Source organism: Devosia sp. (assembly GCF_030689745.1).
Taxonomy (GTDB): Bacteria; Pseudomonadota; Alphaproteobacteria; order Rhizobiales; family Devosiaceae; genus Devosia; species Devosia alba.
The window spans coordinates 23,163-41,522 of record NZ_JAUYGL010000141.1; the positions used below are offsets into that span (position 1 = coordinate 23,163).

Annotated in this window: 17 protein-coding genes; 15 read left to right on the plus strand and 2 right to left on the minus strand. The window is 61.5% G+C overall.

Annotation, left to right across the window (positions count from 1 at the left end; translation table 11 throughout):
• From Q8O80_RS12390 to Q8O80_RS12425, 8 genes are all read left to right on the plus strand, one after another.
• A complete protein-coding gene (locus Q8O80_RS12390) occupies positions 1-1,392 on the plus strand; it encodes a pyruvate dehydrogenase complex E1 component subunit beta (RefSeq protein ID WP_305579758.1) in 1,392 nt (463 codons plus the stop codon).
• An 11-nt stretch (positions 1,393-1,403) separates the two neighbouring features.
• Entirely contained in the window at positions 1,404-2,792 is a 1,389-nt protein-coding gene (locus Q8O80_RS12395) for a pyruvate dehydrogenase complex dihydrolipoamide acetyltransferase (RefSeq protein ID WP_305579759.1), read from the plus strand.
• A 165-nt stretch (positions 2,793-2,957) separates the two neighbouring features.
• Positions 2,958-3,587 carry an SGNH/GDSL hydrolase family protein gene (locus Q8O80_RS12400; protein WP_305579760.1) on the plus strand — a complete coding sequence of 210 codons (630 nt, stop codon included), beginning with the start codon at positions 2,958-2,960 and terminating at the stop codon, positions 3,585-3,587.
• 30 nt (positions 3,588-3,617) lie between these two features.
• Complete coding sequence (gene lpdA / locus Q8O80_RS12405) at positions 3,618-5,057, plus strand: dihydrolipoyl dehydrogenase (protein ID WP_305579761.1); 1,440 nt, start codon at positions 3,618-3,620, stop codon at positions 5,055-5,057.
• Between the two features lie 200 nt (positions 5,058-5,257).
• Positions 5,258-5,515 carry a GlsB/YeaQ/YmgE family stress response membrane protein gene (locus tag Q8O80_RS12410; RefSeq protein WP_305579762.1) on the plus strand — a complete coding sequence of 86 codons (258 nt, stop codon included), beginning with the start codon at positions 5,258-5,260 and terminating at the stop codon, positions 5,513-5,515.
• Positions 5,516-5,624: 109 nt separating this feature from the next.
• Entirely contained in the window at positions 5,625-5,882 is a 258-nt protein-coding gene (locus Q8O80_RS12415; protein WP_305579763.1) for a GlsB/YeaQ/YmgE family stress response membrane protein, read from the plus strand.
• A gap of 15 nt (positions 5,883-5,897) precedes the next feature.
• Complete coding sequence (gene lipA, locus Q8O80_RS12420) at positions 5,898-6,851, plus strand: lipoyl synthase (protein WP_305579764.1); 954 nt, start codon at positions 5,898-5,900, stop codon at positions 6,849-6,851.
• A complete protein-coding gene (locus tag Q8O80_RS12425) occupies positions 6,851-7,294 on the plus strand; it encodes a type II toxin-antitoxin system RatA family toxin (RefSeq protein WP_305579765.1) in 444 nt (147 codons plus the stop codon). Before lipA ends, Q8O80_RS12425 begins: the two co-directional genes overlap by 1 nt.
• A 6-nt stretch (positions 7,295-7,300) precedes the next feature.
• Here the strand turns inward: Q8O80_RS12425 and Q8O80_RS12430 are convergent, their stop codons facing one another.
• Both Q8O80_RS12430 and Q8O80_RS12435 read right to left on the minus strand, forming a co-directional pair.
• On the minus strand, positions 7,301-7,819 hold the full coding sequence (locus Q8O80_RS12430; RefSeq protein WP_305579766.1) for a CinA family protein: 519 nt from the start codon (positions 7,817-7,819) through the stop codon (positions 7,301-7,303).
• Complete coding sequence (locus Q8O80_RS12435) at positions 7,819-9,030, minus strand: bifunctional 2-C-methyl-D-erythritol 4-phosphate cytidylyltransferase/2-C-methyl-D-erythritol 2,4-cyclodiphosphate synthase (RefSeq protein ID WP_305579767.1); 1,212 nt, start codon at positions 9,028-9,030, stop codon at positions 7,819-7,821. Before Q8O80_RS12435 ends, Q8O80_RS12430 begins: the two co-directional genes overlap by 1 nt.
• 154 nt (positions 9,031-9,184) lie before the next feature.
• On the opposite strand from Q8O80_RS12435, the gene dusB reads away from it, so the two are divergent.
• From dusB to hflX, 7 genes are all read left to right on the plus strand, one after another.
• Entirely contained in the window at positions 9,185-10,183 is a 999-nt protein-coding gene (gene dusB / locus Q8O80_RS12440) for a tRNA dihydrouridine synthase DusB (RefSeq protein WP_305579768.1), read from the plus strand.
• On the plus strand, positions 10,183-11,316 hold the full coding sequence (locus Q8O80_RS12445) for a nitrogen regulation protein NR(II) (protein WP_305579775.1): 1,134 nt from the start codon (positions 10,183-10,185) through the stop codon (positions 11,314-11,316). Before dusB ends, Q8O80_RS12445 begins: the two co-directional genes overlap by 1 nt.
• Positions 11,313-12,761 carry a nitrogen regulation protein NR(I) gene (ntrC, locus tag Q8O80_RS12450; RefSeq protein ID WP_305579769.1) on the plus strand — a complete coding sequence of 483 codons (1,449 nt, stop codon included), beginning with the start codon at positions 11,313-11,315 and terminating at the stop codon, positions 12,759-12,761. Before Q8O80_RS12445 ends, ntrC begins: the two co-directional genes overlap by 4 nt.
• A gap of 229 nt (positions 12,762-12,990) precedes the next feature.
• A complete protein-coding gene (locus Q8O80_RS12455) occupies positions 12,991-15,327 on the plus strand; it encodes a PAS domain-containing sensor histidine kinase (protein WP_305579770.1) in 2,337 nt (778 codons plus the stop codon).
• Entirely contained in the window at positions 15,327-16,709 is a 1,383-nt protein-coding gene (locus Q8O80_RS12460) for a sigma-54 dependent transcriptional regulator (RefSeq protein ID WP_305579771.1), read from the plus strand. The genes Q8O80_RS12455 and Q8O80_RS12460 overlap by 1 nt, the downstream gene beginning before the upstream one ends.
• Positions 16,710-16,891: 182 nt before the next feature.
• Positions 16,892-17,143, plus strand: a complete 252-nt coding sequence (hfq, locus tag Q8O80_RS12465; protein WP_305579772.1) for an RNA chaperone Hfq — start codon at positions 16,892-16,894, stop codon at positions 17,141-17,143.
• Positions 17,144-17,152: 9 nt separating this feature from the next.
• Positions 17,153-18,360 (plus strand): GTPase HflX (hflX, locus tag Q8O80_RS12470; protein WP_305579773.1); only part of this gene is annotated, 1,208 nt, incomplete at its 3' end.

An 18,360-nucleotide genomic window follows, 5' to 3' on the forward strand; every position in this document is an offset into this window, starting at 1 on the left:
ATGCCTCAAATCCTGATGCCCGCGCTGTCGCCCACGATGGAAGAGGGGACGTTGTCGAAGTGGCTGGTCAAGGTCGGTGACACCGTGTCGCCCGGCGATGTGCTGGCCGAGATCGAAACCGACAAGGCCACGATGGAAGTCGAAGCTGTCGATAGCGGTGTCGTCAAGGAATTGATGATCGAAGAAGGCACGGAGGGCGTGAAGGTCAACACCCCGATCGCTCTGGTGCTGGGCGAGGGCGAGCAAGCCGGCGAGGCGGCGCCCAAGGTCGCCGAGCAGGCCGCAACAAGCGAACCAGCGGCCGAGACCGCTGCGGCCACCGTGCCGGCTGAGGCCAAGGCACCGCAAGCGGCCGACGCACCTAAGTTTGTGGCGCAGGACGACCCTGATCTGCCCGAGGGCGTGGAAATGGTCGAAATGACTGTGCGCCAGGCGCTGAACGAGGCGATGGCCGAAGAATTGCGCCGCGACAAGGATGTATTCGTGATCGGTGAGGAGGTCGCCGAATATCAGGGCGCCTACAAGATCACCCAGAACCTGCTGCAGGAATTTGGTCCCGAGCGCATCGTTGATACCCCGATCACCGAGCATGGCTTTGCCGGTCTGGCGGTTGGCGCGGCCTTTGCCGGGCTGAAGCCGATCGTGGAATTCATGACCTGGAATTTTGCCATGCAGGCGATCGACCAGATCATCAACTCGGCGGCCAAACAGCTCTATATGTCGGGCGGCCAGGTGACGGCGCCCATGGTGTTCCGCGGTCCCAATGGGGTCGCCTCGCGCGTTGGTGCGCAGCACAGTCAGGATTACTCGGCCTGGTACAGCCATGTTCCGGGCCTGACGGTGATTGCGCCCTATAGCGCGGCCGACGCCAAGGGCCTGCTGAAAGCCGCCATTCGCTCGCCCAACCCGGTGATCTTCCTCGAAAACGAAATCCTGTATGGCTCGACCGGCCTCGTTCCCAAGATGGACGATTTCCTGCTGCCCATCGGCAAGGCCCGCATCGCCCGCAAGGGCGCCGATGTCACCATTGTCTCGTTCTCGATGGGTATGCGCTACGCCAGCCAGGCGACCGAGAAGCTGGTCGCGGCTGGGGTCGATGTCGAATTGATCGATCTGCGCACGCTGCGGCCGCTCGACAGTGATACGGTCATCGAGTCGGTGAAAAAGACCGGTCGCATGGTCACCGTGGAAGAAGGCTGGCCACAGGGCGGCATTGGCGCTGAATTGTCAGCCCGCGTCATGGAGGCGGCCTTCGACTATCTCGATGCGCCAGTCATGCGCGTGACCGGCAAGGATGTGCCGATGCCCTATGCCGCCAACCTTGAAAAGCTGGCACTACCGCATGTCGATGACGTCATCGCGGCGGTCAATGCCGTCACCTACCGTTCGTAAGGAGATCCGGGATGCCAATCGATATCACCATGCCGGCGCTCTCTCCGACGATGGAAGAGGGCAAGCTTGCCAAGTGGCACGTCAAGGAGGGCGACACCGTCTCCTCCGGTGACGTGATCGCCGAGATTGAAACCGACAAGGCCACAATGGAAGTCGAGGCGGTCGATGAGGGCAAGATCGGCAAGATCCTGGTCGCTGAAGGCACCGATAATGTGAAGGTCAATGCCGTGATTGCGGTGTTGCTGCAGGAAGGTGAGAGCGCCGATGATATGACTGCGGCGCCCAAGGCGGAAGCGCCAAAGGCCGAAGCGCCGAAAGACGATGCAGCCAAGGCAGCGCCACCCGCCAAGACTGCCGAGACTCCCGAGCCAGCCAAGGCCGAGGCCACCAAGACCGAGGCAGCGCCAGCGCCGTCACCAAGTGCGAAGGCAGCGTCGGCCCAGACAAAATCGGCCGGCGACAAGGTGTTTGCGTCCCCATTGGCGCGGCGCCTCGCCAAGGAAGCAGGCATTGATGTTGCCGCCATCTCAGGCACCGGTCCCAAGGGCCGCGTGGTGAAGTCGGATGTGGAAGCGGCCAAGTCCGGCGCGACCCCACTCAAGGCCGCGTCGCCTTCTGCCGTCGGAGCACCCGCTGCTGCAGGCGTGGCCGCGACGGGCATGAAGAAGGCGCAGGTCCTGGCGATGTACGAAGAAGGCAGCTACGAGGCGGTGCCCAATGATGGCATGCGCAAGGTGGTGGCCGCGCGCCTGACCGAATCCAAGCAGACCGTGCCGCATTTCTACCTGAATCTGGATTGCCGCATCGACGCCCTGCTGGCGGCGCGCGAACAGATCAATGCCCAGGCGCCCAAGAGCAAGGAGGGCAAGCCCGCCTACAAGCTCTCGGTCAATGACTTCGTGATGAAGGCCTGGGCTGTTGCCCTGCAGCGCGTGCCGCTGGCCAATGCCACCTGGGCAGGCGACAGCATTCTCTATCACAAGCGCAGCGACGTGGCGGTTGCCGTGGCGGTGCCCGGCGGGTTGTTCACCCCGGTGGTCAAGAGCTGCGACACGCTGAGCCTGCGCGAGATTTCCGAGACGGTGAAGGACCTGGCGACGCGCGCCAAGTCCAAGAAGCTGGCACCGCATGAATATCAGGGCGGCGCCTCCTCGGTCTCCAACCTTGGCATGTTCGGCATCACCAGCTTTGCGGCAGTGATCAACCCGCCGCATGGCACCATATTGGCGGTCGGCGTGGGCGAGGAGCGGGTCTATCCCGACAAGGGCGAGATCAAGATCGGCAGTTTCATGACGGTGACGCTGAGCTGCGATCACCGCGCAGTTGACGGTGCTCTGGGCGCAGAAGTGCTCGGCGTGTTCAAGGGGTTGATTGAAAACCCCGTGATGATGCTGGCCTAGGATGGTTGCGATGATTTCGCCCGTTCACCCACAGAGTCATTCCCGCGCGGGCGGGAACGTCCCTTTGGCGATGCAGTGGCAGGACAACGAGGCTTTCCGTCTACGCGGGAATGACCCGGTGGGTGGTTGGTTTATCCGTTATCTCGCCACCAAAGGGGAGGGCGCATGAAGACCATCCTCGCCTTTGGCGACAGCCTGACCTGGGGCTTTTCTCCCAAGGGCGGCCGGCATGATTATGCCGACCGTTGGCCATCCGTACTGGAGGCCGGGCTTGGCGAGGCACGGGTGATCGCCGAGGGGCTCAACGGCCGGACCACCGCTTCCGACGACTGGACCGTGGCGTCGGACCGCAATGGAGCACGGGTGCTGCCGACGTTGCTCGATACGCATCAGCCGCTTGATCTCGTCGTCATCATGCTTGGCAGCAATGACATCAAGACCTTCGTCACCGGCTCGGCCTTCGCGGCCGCCAATGGCATGAAGCGGCTCGCCGAAATCGTCCGTACCTTCCCATATGGCTATGGTGACGCGCCGCAAGTGCTGCTGGTGGCGCCGCCGCTGACCGTGCCATCGCCGCGCAATGCAGTGCCGGCCAGCGTCTCACCGCGCAGCGCCGATGATGCCCTGTTCGATCACTACTATTCCCAGACGGCAAGCGACCTCGGCGTCGGCTACTTCAATGCGGCTTCGGTCGCCACGGCCTCGCCCATCGACGGGGTCCATCTCGACGCGGCCAATACGCGCGCCATCGGCGAGGGACTGATCCCTGTCGTCAAATCCATGCTGGGTCTATGACCCGCTTCATCGACCATTCTGGAGGCCCAAATGGCTGACCAATACGACCTTCTCGTTATCGGCGCCGGTCCCGGCGGCTATATTGCGGCCATTCGCGGCGCGCAATTGGGCATGAAGGTAGGCATTATCGAGCGCGAGCACATGGCCGGCATCTGCTCCAACTGGGGCTGCATTCCCACCAAGGCGCTGCTGCGGACGGCCGAGATCTACGGCCATATGAGCCACGCCAAGGACTATGGGCTGACTGCTGACAAATTCGGCTTCGATCTGGACGGTGTCGTCAAACGCTCGCGCGACATTGCGGCGCAGATGAACAATGGCGTCCAGTTCCTGATGAAGAAGAACAAGGTCGACATCATCTGGGGCGAGGCGGTGATCACCAAGCCCGGTGAAGTCAAGGTTGCGCCGACCAGGAAGACCATTGTGCAACCCCAGGGGCCGGTGCCAAAAAAGCCATTGGGTGAGGGCACTTACAAGGCCAAGAACATCATCATCGCGACGGGCGCGCGCCCCCGTGTGCTGCCGGGCATTGAGCCCGATGGCGACAAGATCTGGACCTATTTCGAGGCGATGAAGCCCGCCGTCATGCCCAAATCACTTGTGGTGATGGGCTCGGGTGCCATCGGCGTCGAGTTCGCCTCCTTCTACCGCTCGATGGGTGCCGAAGTGACGATCATCGAGCTGCTGCCGCAGATCATGCCGGTGGAGGATGCCGAGATTTCGGCGTTGGCCCGCAAGCGGCTGGAGAAGCGCGGCATCAAGATACTGACCGATACCAAGGTGACGAAAGTCGAAAAGACCAAGGACGGTGTCACCGCCCATGTCGAACTCAAGGACGGCAAGACGCAGCAGATTTCCGGCGACAAGCTGATCTCGGCGGTTGGCGTGATGTGCAATATTGAGGGCATTGGTCTTGAGACGGTCGGGGTGAAAACCGAGCGCGGCGCCATCGTCATCGATGACTATGGCCAGACCAGCGTTGCGGGCATCTGGGCGATTGGCGACGTCGCCGGTCCACCCATGCTGGCGCACAAGGCCGAGCATGAAGCGGTAATCACCGTGGAAAAGATCGCCGGCATGAAGGTGCACGGCCTGAACAAGCTGCTGGTGCCCGGCTGCACCTATTGTGAACCGCAGGTGGCCAGCGTCGGCCTGACCGAAGCCAAGGCCAAGGAAGCCGGGCGCGAGATCAAGGTGGGTCGCTTCCCCTTCATCGGCAATGGGAAGGCGATCGCGCTGGGCGAACCGGACGGACTGGTCAAAACCATCTTTGACGCCAAGACCGGCGAACTGCTCGGCGCGCACATGGTTGGTGCGGAAGTAACGGAATTGATCCAGGGCTTTGTGGTGGCGATGAATCTGGAAACCACCGAGGAAGAACTGATGCACACAATCTTCCCGCATCCCACGCTGAGCGAGACGATGAAGGAAAGCGTGCTGGACGCCTATGGTCGCGCGCTGAACATGTAGCGAAGGCCGGGGCACGATCAGTGCACAGGTTTTCAACAGGTTATCCACAGGTGCCAGCCCAATGGCAGCGTCGGAAAGCTTTGTGATCACAGCGGTCTCGGGGTTGGTTGTCCCCGAAGTTCGCGGTTTCGCACAGCCAGGACTGACAGCACCTCAGTGGAGGTCTGGATGGGGATGCAACGCAACACGGAGATGACGCTATGACTGTCGGTATGCAGGAACTGCTTATTTTCCTCGCCATTGGCCTCGTGGCCGGGTGGTTGGCCGGACTGGTGCTGGGCGGCGGCGGTCTGCTGCGCAATCTGATCGTCGGGGTGATCGGTGCCTTTGTCGGCGGCTGGCTGCTCTCGGTGGCCAATATTTCACTGCCGATCGGCAATATGCTGCTCAGCCAGATCATCACCGCCACAATTGGTGCCCTGGTGGTGATTCTGGTGGCGCGGTTGATCACGCGGTAGAGGGCGGGACCTTGAAGCCTGACCTGTGCGTGGCAATATCACGCGGACAACGTCAGGGGGACTGAAGATGGCACTACCGGAACGACAAACCACGGGCAGGGGCTTTACGATGGGCGACACCAATAATCGATCAATGCTGATGTTCATCGGTATCGGGCTGGTTGCCGGGTTTCTGGCCAGCCTTGTGGTGGGCGGCGGCGGCTTGATCACCTATCTGGTGAGCGGCCTGGTCGGCTCGTTTGTCGGGGGCTATCTGTTTTCGGCGCTGGGGATCAATTTGGGCATCAGCAATGCACTGGTGCGGCAAATTGTAACTTCCACGATTGGCGCCATCATAGTCGTGCTATTGGCACGGTTGATTGCATAGAAGTCAGGACATCCCGTGGTCACTCTGATCGACACCTCAGCGCTCAAGCCCCGTCACCCGGAAAAGGCGAATCGGCCTGACAGCGTAGTGTTGCGCAAGCCGGACTGGATCCGCGTTCGAGCGCCAGGGTCGCCCGTGTACAAGGAAACCCAGGCCATTGTGCGCGAGCACGGGCTGGTGACGGTGTGCGAGGAAGCCGGCTGCCCCAATATCGGTGAGTGCTGGAGCAAGAAGCACGCGACCATGATGATCATGGGCGAAATCTGCACCCGCGCCTGCGCCTTCTGCAATGTCCGCACCGGCATGCCGGGGCCGCTGGACCCCAGGGAACCCGAAAACGTCGCCAACGGGGTCGAGAAGCTCGGACTGCAGCATGTGGTGATCACCTCGGTGGATCGTGATGACCTGGCCGATGGCGGGGCACAGCATTTTGCCGATGTGATCCTGGCGATCCGGGCGCGTAACCCGAAAACCACCATTGAAGTGCTGACGCCGGATTTCCTGCGCAAGCCTGGGGCCCTGGAGATTGTGGTGGCGGCCAAACCGGACGTGTTCAACCACAATCTGGAAACCGTGCCGTCGAAATATCTCAAAGTGCGCCCCGGCGCGCGCTACTTCCATTCGATCCGGCTGCTGCAAAAGGTCAAGGAACTCGACCCCACCATGTTCACCAAATCGGGCATCATGGTGGGCTTGGGCGAAGAGCGGAATGAAGTGCTGCAATTGATGGATGATTTGCGTTCGGCCGAGGTGGATTTTCTGACGATCGGGCAATATTTGCAGCCCACCAAAAAGCACACACCGCTGATCCGCTTCGTGACGCCCGATGAGTTCAAGTCGTTCGCAACTGTAGCAACGGCCAAGGGCTTTTCATTGGTGTCTTCCAGCCCGCTGACCCGCTCGTCGCACCATGCCGGCGAAGATTTTGCTGCGCTCAAGGCAGCGCGGATGGCTAAGCTCGGTCACTGATGAAGCGATACTTTGAACGGCATGTGTCCCATTTGCCGCAGCGCATGTTCGAGATCGTCGCCGATCTCGGCGACTATCCCCGCTTCATCCCCAACTGCAGGGCGATGGAGGTGCGTCAGGCCCCAGGAGCGGGTGCGGCAGACATCAGACTGGCAAAAATGACCTTGGCTTTCGGGCCCATCACCCAAGCCTATACCAGCCGGGTTACGGCCGATCGGGAGGCGCTGACCATTCGGGCCACAGCAGTTGACGGTCCCTTTGCCTATCTCGACAGCGTCTGGCGGTTTGAGCCGGAAGGGATGGGGACGCGGGTGCGCTTCGAGATCGACTTCAAGATCTCCAATCCGTTTGTCGCCGCCGTGGCTGAGCCCGCCTTCGCGGCCAAGCAGGAACAGATCATGCAGGCATTCGTCGAAGAGGCAGACCGGCGCTTCGGCGCTTAGCGGCAGTCAGTCATTCGTGCTGGTGAGCACCTCGATCACCAGCTCAAGTGCCGCGGCGACGCTGGCCTTGCGGATCTCGGCGCGACCAAGATCACCAAACGTGTGCTCGATGACCACGGTCGCCAATTCGGTTGAGACCGCGATATAGACCAGACCCACCGGCTTCTTCTCGGATCCGCCATCGGGCCCGGCAATGCCTGTCACCGCAACGGCATAATCGCAGTGCGCCGTGTTGCGGGCGCCGTCGGCCATGGCGCGGGCGACCTGATTGCTGACGGCGCCATAATCGCGGATCAGCCGGGCCTGCACATGGATCATGCGCGACTTGGCCTCATTGGCATAGGTGACGTAGCCACCGAAAAACGCCTCCGATGCACCCGGAATATCGGTCAGCGCGGCGGCAAGCATGCCGCCGGTGCAGCTTTCGGCGGTGACCATGGTCCGGTTGGCGTCGGTCAGCAGTTCGATGACACGGCGGGCCGCATCAGTGGTCGTGGCGGCAGCAGAAGCAGTTTTGCCTACCATCAATCGACCCTCGGCACTTCGATGCTGGCACTGGCCATAGCCACGATCCCCTCCTGGCGCCCGACGAAGCCGAGCTTCTCGCTTGTTGTTGCCTTGATGGCGACGCGCGCGGGCGCAATCCCCAGGGTCTCGGCGATCACAGCCCGCATGGCGGGTGCGTGTGGAGCGATCTTCGGCTCTTCGCAGACGATTGTCACGTCGAGATTGACGATCCGACCCTGCGCCTTGGCGACCAGTCCGCCGGCGTGCTTGAGGAAGATGGTGGAGGCAGCGCCTTTCCACTGCATGTCGGAAGGGGGAAAGTGCACGCCAATGTCGCCTGCACCAATGGCGCCATAGATGGCGTCGGTCAGGGCATGCAGCGCAACATCGGAATCGGAATGCCCGTTCAACCGGGCCTTGTGGGCAATACGGACGCCGCCAAGCCAGATATGGTCGCCAGGCTCGAACGAGTGCACGTCATAGCCGGTGCCAATGCGCGTTTCCATGACGTGATCTCCAGACAAGATGCGTTCGGCCCGCGCGAAATCGCCGGGATAGGTCAATTTGAGGTTGTTGGGATCGCCCTTGACCATGGCCACCCCGAGCCCGGCCCATTCGGCAATCTCCGCATCATCGGTGAATTGTCGCCGGATGGTGGCGGCGCGCATATGAGCCGAAAAAATCTGTCCGAAGCGGAAGCCTTGCGGCGTCTGGGCCGCGAATAATTGCTGGCGGTCCTCGGTGGCGGCGATCTGGGTGCCATCGGATGACCGCTTGATGGTATCGGTGACGGCAAGAGTGGGCAGGGCGCCGTCATACCGGGCTAACGCGGTGATGACGTCGCTGATGAGCTTTGGGGTGGCGAAGGGGCGTGCAGCGTCCTGAATGAGCACCAGGTCGGGTCGAGCGGGTGCCAGCGCCTTGAGACCGGCCAATACCGAGGCCTGGCGATTGTCGCCGCCGATTACGGGCGGCAGCAGCCGATCATCCACCAGATTGAGCGCCGCGTAACGGTCGGCATGATCGGGGTGGATCACCGCCACCACGCTGGTGATCTCGGGCACCGCGAGAAAGGCGCCAACCGTTCGGGTGAGCGTGGGAACGCCGCCAAGCGGGCGATACTGTTTCGGATCGGGAGCAGTATGAGCATTGGCGCGCTCGCCTTTACCTGCGGCGACGATGATAACGGCAATGGATTTTGAGCGCATGGCAGCCAGGAACTCGGACAAGAAACAGTCACATTGGGATGGTCTAGCGTCGGCTCTCCCATGCGGCAAGTGCAGGGCTGCCGAACGGTGCGGGACTGAGAAAGCTATTGCGCCAGGATGGCGCTTGACTATTATACAGGCATATTTCCGCCTTTGACCATTTATGGGGCAGTTCGTGTCTGAAAATGCCTCCACATTGCGCATCGGGAACCATTCGGTCCACAACAATGCCTTCTTGGCGCCAATGGCCGGCATTACCGATCTGGCATTCCGCAAGATGGCGGAGCGCTACGGCGCAGGCATGGTGGTTTCCGAGATGATCGCCAGCACCGCGCTGGCTACCGGCAACAAGGATATGGCGCGCCGGCTGGGCAAGCCCCACCACTTGCCGCACATGGTGCAACTGGCTGGCTGCGAGGCTGAGTGGATGACCCGCGGCGCCAAGCTGGCCCATGATGCCGGCGCCGACATTATCGATATCAATTTTGGCTGCCCTTCCAAGCGGGTGACCAATGGCTTTGCCGGGTCAGCGCTGATGCGGGTGCCCGACCACGCCATGACCCTGGCGGATGCCGTCGTGGCGGCGACGCCGCTACCGGTGACCATCAAGATGCGGCTGGGCTGGGACGATGACAGCCTCAATGCCGCCGAGATGGCGCGGCGGGCCGTCGACGCAGGGGTGCAGATGATCTCGGTGCATGGCCGCACCCGGCAGCAATTCTACAAGGGCAGTGCGCGCTGGGAACTGGTGCGTGCCGTGGTAGAGGCCGTTGACGTGCCTGTGGTGGTCAATGGCGACATTGTGGACCTCGATGCGGCGCGCGAGGCGTTACAGCTATCGGGGGCAGCGGCGGTGATGCTGGGGCGGGGGGCGCAGGGGCAACCCTGGCGGGTCGGCCAGATTGGCGCGGCACTGGGTGGCAAGGTGCCCTTGGAGCAGCCGGGCGGCGCGGCGCTGGTGGCGCTGATCTGCGAGCAATATGAGGACATGCTGGTCGAATACGGCGTGGCCGTCGGCCTGCGGGCCGCGCGCAAGCATCTGGGTTGGTATCTGGCGGCAGCGGGTATTGATCTGGACAAGCCAACCCGCGCTGCGCTTCTCAATAACGACACCCCCGCCGCGGTACTCACCATGATCGGCAACATTTTTTCAGACGACCGGAAGGCTGCATGATGAGCGCAATTGAGGCCAAAGACGCGGCCATTTCGGTATCTGCCGCAGCGGTCATTCAAGCCTTGCCCCAGCCGATCATCGTGTGCGGCGACGATCGGCAGATCGTTTTCGTCAACTATGCGGCTGAAGCGTTTTTTGGCGCCTCCCAGAGTGTGCTGATCCGCCATCGGCTCGACGATCTGATCGCCTTTGGTTCGCCCATTATCAGCCTGGTTGAAACCGTGGCGCTGCGGCGGTCCCCGATGACGGAGTATCGGGTGCTGGTGGGGTCGTCGCGGTTTGGCGATGAACGTATCGCCGACGTGTTCGCCAGCCCGCTGACCGACAATGACGGGGGAGTGGCGCTGCTGATCCAGGAACGGACCATGGCCGACAAGATCGACCGGCAGATGGTGTCGCGTGGCGCTGCACGGTCGGTGACGGGGCTCGCCTCGATGCTGGCACATGAGATCAAGAACCCGCTCTCGGGCATTCGCGGTGCGGCCCAATTGCTGGAGCAGACCGTGACCAGCGAGGAAATCCCGCTGGCCCGCCTGATCCGCGAGGAAACCGACCGGATCGTGCATCTGATCGACCGGGTGGAAGTGTTTGGCGATGAACGGCCGATGGAGCGCGAACCCATCAATATCCACGTCGTGCTGGACCGGGTGAAACTGCTGGCGCGCAATGGCGTGGCGCGCGGCATTGCCTTCTCGGAAGACTATGATCCATCGTTGCCACCGGTGCATGGCAACCGCGACCAGTTGATCCAGGTCTTCCTGAACCTGGTGAAGAACGCCTCGGAGTCCCTTGATCGGACACAGAATCCCGAGATCAAGTTCTCAACGGCGTTCCGGCCCGGCATTCGCATTGCGGTGACCGGCGTTTCCGAGCGTATATCGCTGCCGCTCGAAATCACCATCGAGGACAATGGTCCGGGTGTGCCAGCCGATATCCTGCCCTTCCTGTTTGATCCCTTTGTCACCACCAAGCAGAACGGCTCCGGCCTGGGTCTGGCGCTGGTCGCCAAGATTGTCGGCGACCATGGCGGGGTGATTGATTGTGACAGCCGGCCCGGCCGCACCAAATTCCGCATTCTACTACCCGTGGCGAGCGGTCCCGCCCAGAATTCACAAAAAGAGGGAATGGCATGAGCCACGTTGTCCTGCTAGCCGATGACGATGCCGCCATCCGCATGGTACTCAATCAGGCGTTGACCCGCGCCGGCTATGAGGTCCGACCGACCGGCAATATCTCCACCATGTGGAACTGGGTGAGCCGGGGCGAGGGCGACATTCTGATCACCGACGTGGCGATGCCCGATGGCAACGCCTTTGAGGTGATGCCCAAGATCAAGAAGCTGCGGCCCGATCTGCCGATGATCGTGATGAGTGCGCAAAACACCTTCATGACGGCCATCCGTGCTTCCGAAGTGGGGGCCTATGAATATCTGCCCAAGCCCTTCGACATCACCGAAGTGCTCTCGGTGGTGGCGCGGGCACTGGCGGATGCCAAAAAGCCAACCAAAGCCGAGCGCGATGCTGAAGAGCCCGGTGAAACCATGCCGCTGGTGGGCCGCTCTACCGCGATGCAGGACATCTATCGAGCCTTGGCGCGGCTGATGCAGACCGATCTGACGGTGATGATTACCGGCGAAAGCGGCACCGGCAAGGAGCTGGTGGCGCGGGCGCTGCATGACTTCGGCAAGCGCCGCAACGGCCCGTTCGTGGCCATCAACATGGCGGCCATTCCGCGCGATCTGATTGAGGCTGAACTGTTCGGCCACGAGAAGGGTGCCTTCACCGGCGCCAATACGCGCTCTTCTGGCCGGTTCGAGCAGGCCGAGGGGGGCACGCTGTTTCTCGACGAGATCGGGGATATGCCGATGGATGCCCAGACCCGACTGTTGCGCGTGCTGCAGGAGGGCGAATACACCATGGTTGGCGGTCGTAGCGCGATCAAGACCAATGTGCGCATCGTGGCGGCAACCCATCGCGATCTCAGCCAGATGATCCGGCAGGGACTGTTCCGCGAGGATCTGTACTATCGGCTTAATGTGGTGCCGATCCGCCTGCCGCCCTTGCGCGAGCGAGTTGACGATGTGGGCGATCTGGCGCTGCACTTTCTCAAGGTGGCGCAGCGCGAGGGTGAGCCGGTGAAGTCGATCTCGCCGGAAGCCATCAAGCTGATGCAGAACTATTCCTGGCCGGGCAATGTGCGCGAGCTGGAGAACCTGGTGCGGCGGCTGTCGGCGCTTTATGCCGATGAGAGCATTTCAGCCGAAATCGTGCAGAACGAGCTCAACATCGTCGAGCACAACTCGCCGTCCGGTCCAGCGGGGCCGATCGATGTGTCCATGGCGGTAGAAACCCATGTCGGCCAGGTGCTGCGCGAGTATGAACCCGAGCTGCCGCCTCCCGGGCTCTACCAGCGCGTGATCGACCGGGTCGAGGCACCGCTGATTGCCATGGCGCTCAATGCCTGCGGCGGCAATCAGATCAAGGCAGCGGACCTGCTCGGGCTCAACCGCAACACGCTGCGCAAGAAAATCCGCACGCATAGCATTGAGATCGTCAAGCACAGCCGGCGGAACGGTTAGAGACCCCAGGTCCTGGCACCAGAGCCCACCAGATCGGTTTTGTGGTACAATCTGGCCCTGCGAGCGTAGCGCTTTGCGCCCGATCGCCTGAAAACACGCCGCCGGTGTGTTTTGCCGCCATCGACGACGGCGATCGGTGTCACATTTTGGCAACAATTGTCTTGAAGGGTCCGGCGAATTGCGTCAGGCTCGCCGCTTGCGGTCGGAAATGGAGTGCCATTCGGCATTTATGAGTGATCTAACCACCAGCGAAGACGAGCCAAGGCGGGCTTCGGGAGATGACGCCGGCAAGCCTGCACGCGCGCCACTATTCGGCATGCGCAGCAATGCGCCGCTCCGCGTCCTGGGCTTTGTGGTCGTCGTTGCCTCGGTGATGATGTCCTCAATCTCGTTCCTGATTCTGACGGGCGCGACCAATATTGAACCATCGGCCACGGTGTGGACCGTGATCTGGATTGTCACGGGTGTGCTGGTCCTGCTGGTGATTGCCCTGGTGGTGACCGAGGCGGCGCTGCTGTTTCAGGCGCGCATACGCAAACAGGCCGGCGCCGGCTTGCAGATCCGCATGGTCACGATGTTTGCCCTGGTGGCGGCGATCCCGGCGGCCATTGTGGCGGTTGTGGCGACGATTGCGCTCAATCAGGGGCTTGATCAGTGGTTCAGCGAACGGACACGCGCCATGGTGGAGAGTTCGCGGCTGGTGGCGCGCTCCTACATGCTCGAACACGCGCAGGTGCTGCGCGATGACATTATCTGGACCGCCACTGAACTCGAGCAGGCTAAGCCGACCTATGACAGCGATCCGCAACGGTTTCAGGGCATTCTGACGGCCCTGGCCGTAACGCGTTCATTGCCGTTTACCTCACTGGTCAACAGCCAGGGCGAGACTCTGATGCGGGCGCAGATTGCGGTGCAGGGCGCCTACCCAAAACTGCCTGACGGGATTACGACCGGGCTGGTTGAAGGCGTTCCGGCGGCCATTGCCCCGGGGCGGGTCAATCTGGTCGGCTCGGTGATCAAGCTGCGCGGTTATGACGACACCTTTCTGTTCGTGGCCCGACCGGTGGAAGCCGAAGTGCTCGAATATATGCGGCTGACCGAGGAGAACATTACCGAATATCGGCAATATGCCTCCAATCGGCTGGTGTTCCAGATCACCTTCACCATCATGTATGTCGGCCTGGCCGTGGTGCTGCTGCTGGCGGCACTGTGGATTGGCATTGCCCTGGCCAACCGTTTCGTGGACCCGATCCGCAACCTGATGATCGCTTCCACACGTGTGCGCGGCGGTGACCTCGACGTCCAGGTTCCGGTGCAAGAAGGCCGAGGAGATTTGCGTGATTTGTCCAGCGGTTTCAACCGCATGACGCAGCAACTTAAGTATCAGCGCGAAGCTCTGCTGGCTGCCAATGAAATGAACGAGAAGCGCCGTCAGTTTACCGAGGCGGTAGTGGAGGGCGTGTCGGCCGGGATTATCGGGCTCGATCCATTCGGCACCGTGACGCTGGTCAATGCGCGGGCCTGCGAGATGCTGGGACGCGACGAAATCGGCCTGATGGGTGAGCGCATTGAGGTGGCCATGCCGCAACTGGCCCCCATTCTGGAGCGGGCACGTTCGGCGCGGCGTGGCCAGGTTCGCGATCAGATCCAGCTGGGCAATGAAGCCGATCGGCGGACCTATCAGGTGCAGTTGACGCGGGAAGGGTCCATCACCGAATCCAAGGGCTACGTGCTGACATTTGACGACATCACCGACCTTGAATCGGCGCAGCGCATCAGCGCCTGGGCCGACGTGGCCCGCCGGATTGCCCATGAAATCAAGAATCCGCTGACCCCGATCCAGTTGTCCGCCGAACGCTTGCGCCGCCGTTATGGCTCCAAGCTTGAGGGTGACCGCGAAATTTTCGACAAGTGCATCAATACCATTGTGCGGCAGGTGGGCGATATTGGCCGCATGGTCGATGAGTTTTCGGCCTTTGCGCGCATGCCCGAAGCGGCGCCAGAACTTGCGGACCTCTCTGACACCGTGCGGCAGGCAGTGTTTCTTGAGAGCGTGCGGTTGCCGGAAATCTCCATCGTCACCACATTGCCCGATGAGCCAATCGTGGCGTGGTGTGACGTCCGGCTGATCTCCCAGACGCTGACCAATCTGATCAAGAACGCTGTGGAATCGTTCGAATTGGTCGATCGCAGTGAAGATCTGCAACCCGTCATTACCGTGGAGGGTCACATTGAGGGTAACCATGCGCGAATTTCAGTATCGGACAATGGCAAGGGTTGGCCCAGGGAAAACCGGCAGCGCCTGCTTGAGCCCTACATGACGACAAGAGAAAAGGGCACCGGCCTTGGCCTGGCCATCGTGGCCAAAATCATCGAGCAGCACGGCGGTATCGTTGAGCTGGTCGACGCTGAGCCCGACGCCACCGGTCGGGTCGGGGCCTGCGTGACTTTCACGCTGCCTTTGCAATCTCCCATCAAGACGTTAGCGGCAGAGGAGGGGGCAGGTTTGTCCGCTCCGACTGCTCCACAGGAGGAGTCGCTCCAATCAGCGGCGGTTCATAAATAATGGCACTCGATATCCTGATCATCGATGACGAAGACGATATCCGCGACCTGATCGCCGGCATTCTGGAGGATGAGGGCTATGAGGCCCGGCAGGCCCATGATGCCGATAGTGGTCTGAACGAAATCGCCAGGCGGCGGCCCAGCCTGGTGTTCCTCGATATCTGGATGCAGGGATCGCGGCTGGACGGGCTGCAATTGCTTGATGTTTTCCAGAGCCAGCATCCGGACATGCCGGTGGTGATGATCTCGGGGCATGGCAATGTCGAAACCGCCGTCTCGGCCATTCGCCGCGGTGCCTATGACTATATCGAAAAGCCCTTCAAGATTGATCGTTTGCTGCACATAACCCAGCGGGCAATGGAGGCAACGCGGCTGCGCAATGAGGTGGCAGAGCTCAAGGAACGCTCAGCCAGCAAGAACATCGACATGGTGGGTACCTCAGGGGCATTGCAGGCGATCCGGGCGACCATCGAGAAGTCGGCGCCGACCAATTCGCGCATCTTCATTTCCGGCCCATCGGGGGCCGGCAAAGGTCTGGTAGCGCGGATGATCCATCAGCGCAGCCCGCGCGCCGATTCGCCCTTTGTCGAGATCAATGCCTCGCTCTATGCTCCCGAAGAAGTCCCCGTTGTGCTGTTCGGGCGCGAAATGCGCGAGAAGAGCGGCATTCTAAAAGTGGAGGTCGGGGCACTCGAGAAGGCCCATGGGGGCACACTTTATCTGTCCGAGGTGACCACGCTGCCGGCCCAGACCCAGGCACTGTTGCTGCGCACCCTGGTGGAGAACCGTTTCAACCGGGTCGGTGGCACCCAGGCGGTACCAATCGACGTCCGGATCATCGCCTCGAGTTCACAGAATGTGGCTTCCCAGGTCGAGAGTGGCGAGTTCCGCTCGGACCTGTTCCACCGGCTCTCGATCGTGCCGCTGCCCCTGATCCCGCTGAAGGAACGGCGTGAGGACGTGCCGCCACTGGTCCAGGTGTTCATTGAGCAGGTGGCGCGGATGCACAATCTGCAGCGCCTGACCGTCGGCGACGACGCCATGGCCGTGCTGCAGGCGCAGGAATGGCCGGGCAATGCACGGCAATTGCGCAACTCCATCGAGCGGCTATTGATTCTGATGAAAGACCAGCAGCCCGAGGATGGCTTGATCACTGCGGCGATGCTGCCGTCCGATATCGGTGAAGTGCTGCCAACTGTTGGCGACACCGATGCCTCCGCCCATCTGATGAGCCTGCCGCTGCGCGATGCGCGCGAAGTGTTCGAACGGCAGTATCTGTTGGCGCAGATTGAACGGTTTGGCGGAAATATTTCCAAGACGGCAGAATTTGTTGGCATGGAACGTAGCGCGCTGCACCGCAAGATCAAGTCATTGGGGTTGTAGCGAAGGTAAATTTTCGTACCCTGCCATGCGTTTAGTCCGGGTAGGCATGAAATTGGAACTGTGCCATAGTGCTGGGTGTGTGATAAATGCACAGCGGGCGGACTGGGCGGCAGTCCGTTGCCGGCAGGCGGGCAAGCGCAACGACAACAGCGACAAGCAATGCCGCGAAACTAGAGGCCTCCATGGGCAGCGAAAAGCAGCAAAACCTACAAGATACCTTCCTCAATCACGTTCGCAAGCAGAAGGTGCCGGTCACCATTTTTCTGGTGAATGGCGTCAAGCTGCAGGGGGTGATCACCTGGTTTGACAATTTCTGTCTGCTACTGCGCCGCGATGCGCAGTCGCAGCTTGTCTACAAGCACGCCATCTCGACAATCATGCCAGGCGCGCCAATCCAGCTGTTCGATCCCGAGCAGCCTCAAGACAGTGACTAACGAGTTTACATGAACGAATTTGATGACGACGACGAGGCCGTCCAAAAGGGCGGCCCAAAGGCGTTTATTGACCAGCGGGACCGGCCGTTCCGCGTCGGCGTTGTGGTGCCTGATGTACGGGGGCACTTCTCGCAGCATTCCATCGAGGCGCGTCAGGCTGAGTTCGAGGGTCTGGCCGAGGCCATCGGGCTCGACATCATCTTTTCCGAGGTCATCAAGGTCCGCGAAATCAAGCCAGCGACCTTTATCGGCGGCGGCCATACCGAGACCCTGGCGGCGCGCGTCAAGGACGAGACAATTGATCTGCTGCTGGTTGATGCACAGCTGACACCGATTCAGCAGCGCAATCTCGAAACGGAAACCGGCGCCAAGGTGCTGGACCGGACCGGGCTGATCCTGGAGATCTTTGGCGACCGGGCCGCAACGCGTGAAGGCGTGCTGCAGGTCGAACTGGCCCATCTGAACTATCAGAAGGGCCGTCTCGTCCGCTCCTGGACCCACCTTGAACGCCAGCGCGGCAGCGGTGGCAGCGGCTTCATGGGTGGCCCGGGCGAGACGCAGATCGAAAGCGATCGGCGCCAGATCATGGACCGCATCGTGTTGCTTGAGGATCGGCTGGAGAAGGTCAAGAAGACCCGTATGCAGCAGCGTTCGCAACGCGAAGGTACGCCCATTGTCGCGCTGGTCGGCTATACCAATGCCGGAAAATCGAGCTTGTTCAATGCGTTGACGCGATCGGACGTGTTCGCCAAGGATTTGCTGTTTGCCACGCTGGACACCACGGTGCGCAAGCTGGAACTGCCGCATGGCCGCGACGTCATGCTGAGCGATACGGTTGGCTTTGTCGCCGATTTGCCGACCGATCTGGTCGCAGCGTTCCGCGCCACGCTTGAGGAGGTGATCGACGCCGATGTGATCCTGCATGCCCGTGATGTCGCCAATCCGGACCATCTGGCACAGGCACTGGATGTTATCGGTGTGCTGGCCGATCTGGGTGTTTCGGCCGAAACCACGCCGATCATTGAGGTCTGGAACAAGATTGACCTGTTGGGACGGGACGATCTGCCGCTTGAGGACGCACTTGCCAGCATTACGCCGGTGGGCAAGGTTGCCGCCGTGGTGCCCGTATCAGCAGTGAAGGGGCAGGGGATCGATGCCCTGCTGCTGGCCATTGAGACGGCATTGGGCGAGAAAAGCCGAACCTATCATGTGCAGGT

Bases quoted from the DNA above. Each gene is read 5' to 3' on its own strand.
- Q8O80_RS12430 (WP_305579766.1), bottom strand. From the start codon at position 7,819: ATGGTAGGCAAAACTGCTTCTGCTGCCGCCACGACCACTGATGCGGCC.
- Q8O80_RS12390 (WP_305579758.1), top strand. From the start codon at position 1: ATGCCTCAAATCCTGATGCCCGCGCTGTCGCCCACGATGGAAGAGGGG.
- Q8O80_RS12445 (WP_305579775.1), top strand. From the start codon at position 10,183: ATGAGCGCAATTGAGGCCAAAGACGCGGCCATTTCGGTATCTGCCGCA.
- Q8O80_RS12400 (WP_305579760.1), top strand. From the start codon at position 2,958: ATGAAGACCATCCTCGCCTTTGGCGACAGCCTGACCTGGGGCTTTTCT.
- hfq (WP_305579772.1), top strand. From the start codon at position 16,892: ATGGGCAGCGAAAAGCAGCAAAACCTACAAGATACCTTCCTCAATCAC.
- Q8O80_RS12410 (WP_305579762.1), top strand. From the start codon at position 5,258: ATGACTGTCGGTATGCAGGAACTGCTTATTTTCCTCGCCATTGGCCTC.
- lpdA (WP_305579761.1), top strand. From the start codon at position 3,618: ATGGCTGACCAATACGACCTTCTCGTTATCGGCGCCGGTCCCGGCGGC.
- Q8O80_RS12415 (WP_305579763.1), top strand. From the start codon at position 5,625: ATGGGCGACACCAATAATCGATCAATGCTGATGTTCATCGGTATCGGG.
- ntrC (WP_305579769.1), top strand. From the start codon at position 11,313: ATGAGCCACGTTGTCCTGCTAGCCGATGACGATGCCGCCATCCGCATG.
- Q8O80_RS12395 (WP_305579759.1), top strand. From the start codon at position 1,404: ATGCCAATCGATATCACCATGCCGGCGCTCTCTCCGACGATGGAAGAG.
- Q8O80_RS12460 (WP_305579771.1), top strand. From the start codon at position 15,327: ATGGCACTCGATATCCTGATCATCGATGACGAAGACGATATCCGCGAC.
- Q8O80_RS12425 (WP_305579765.1), top strand. From the start codon at position 6,851: ATGAAGCGATACTTTGAACGGCATGTGTCCCATTTGCCGCAGCGCATG.
- Q8O80_RS12455 (WP_305579770.1), top strand. From the start codon at position 12,991: ATGAGTGATCTAACCACCAGCGAAGACGAGCCAAGGCGGGCTTCGGGA.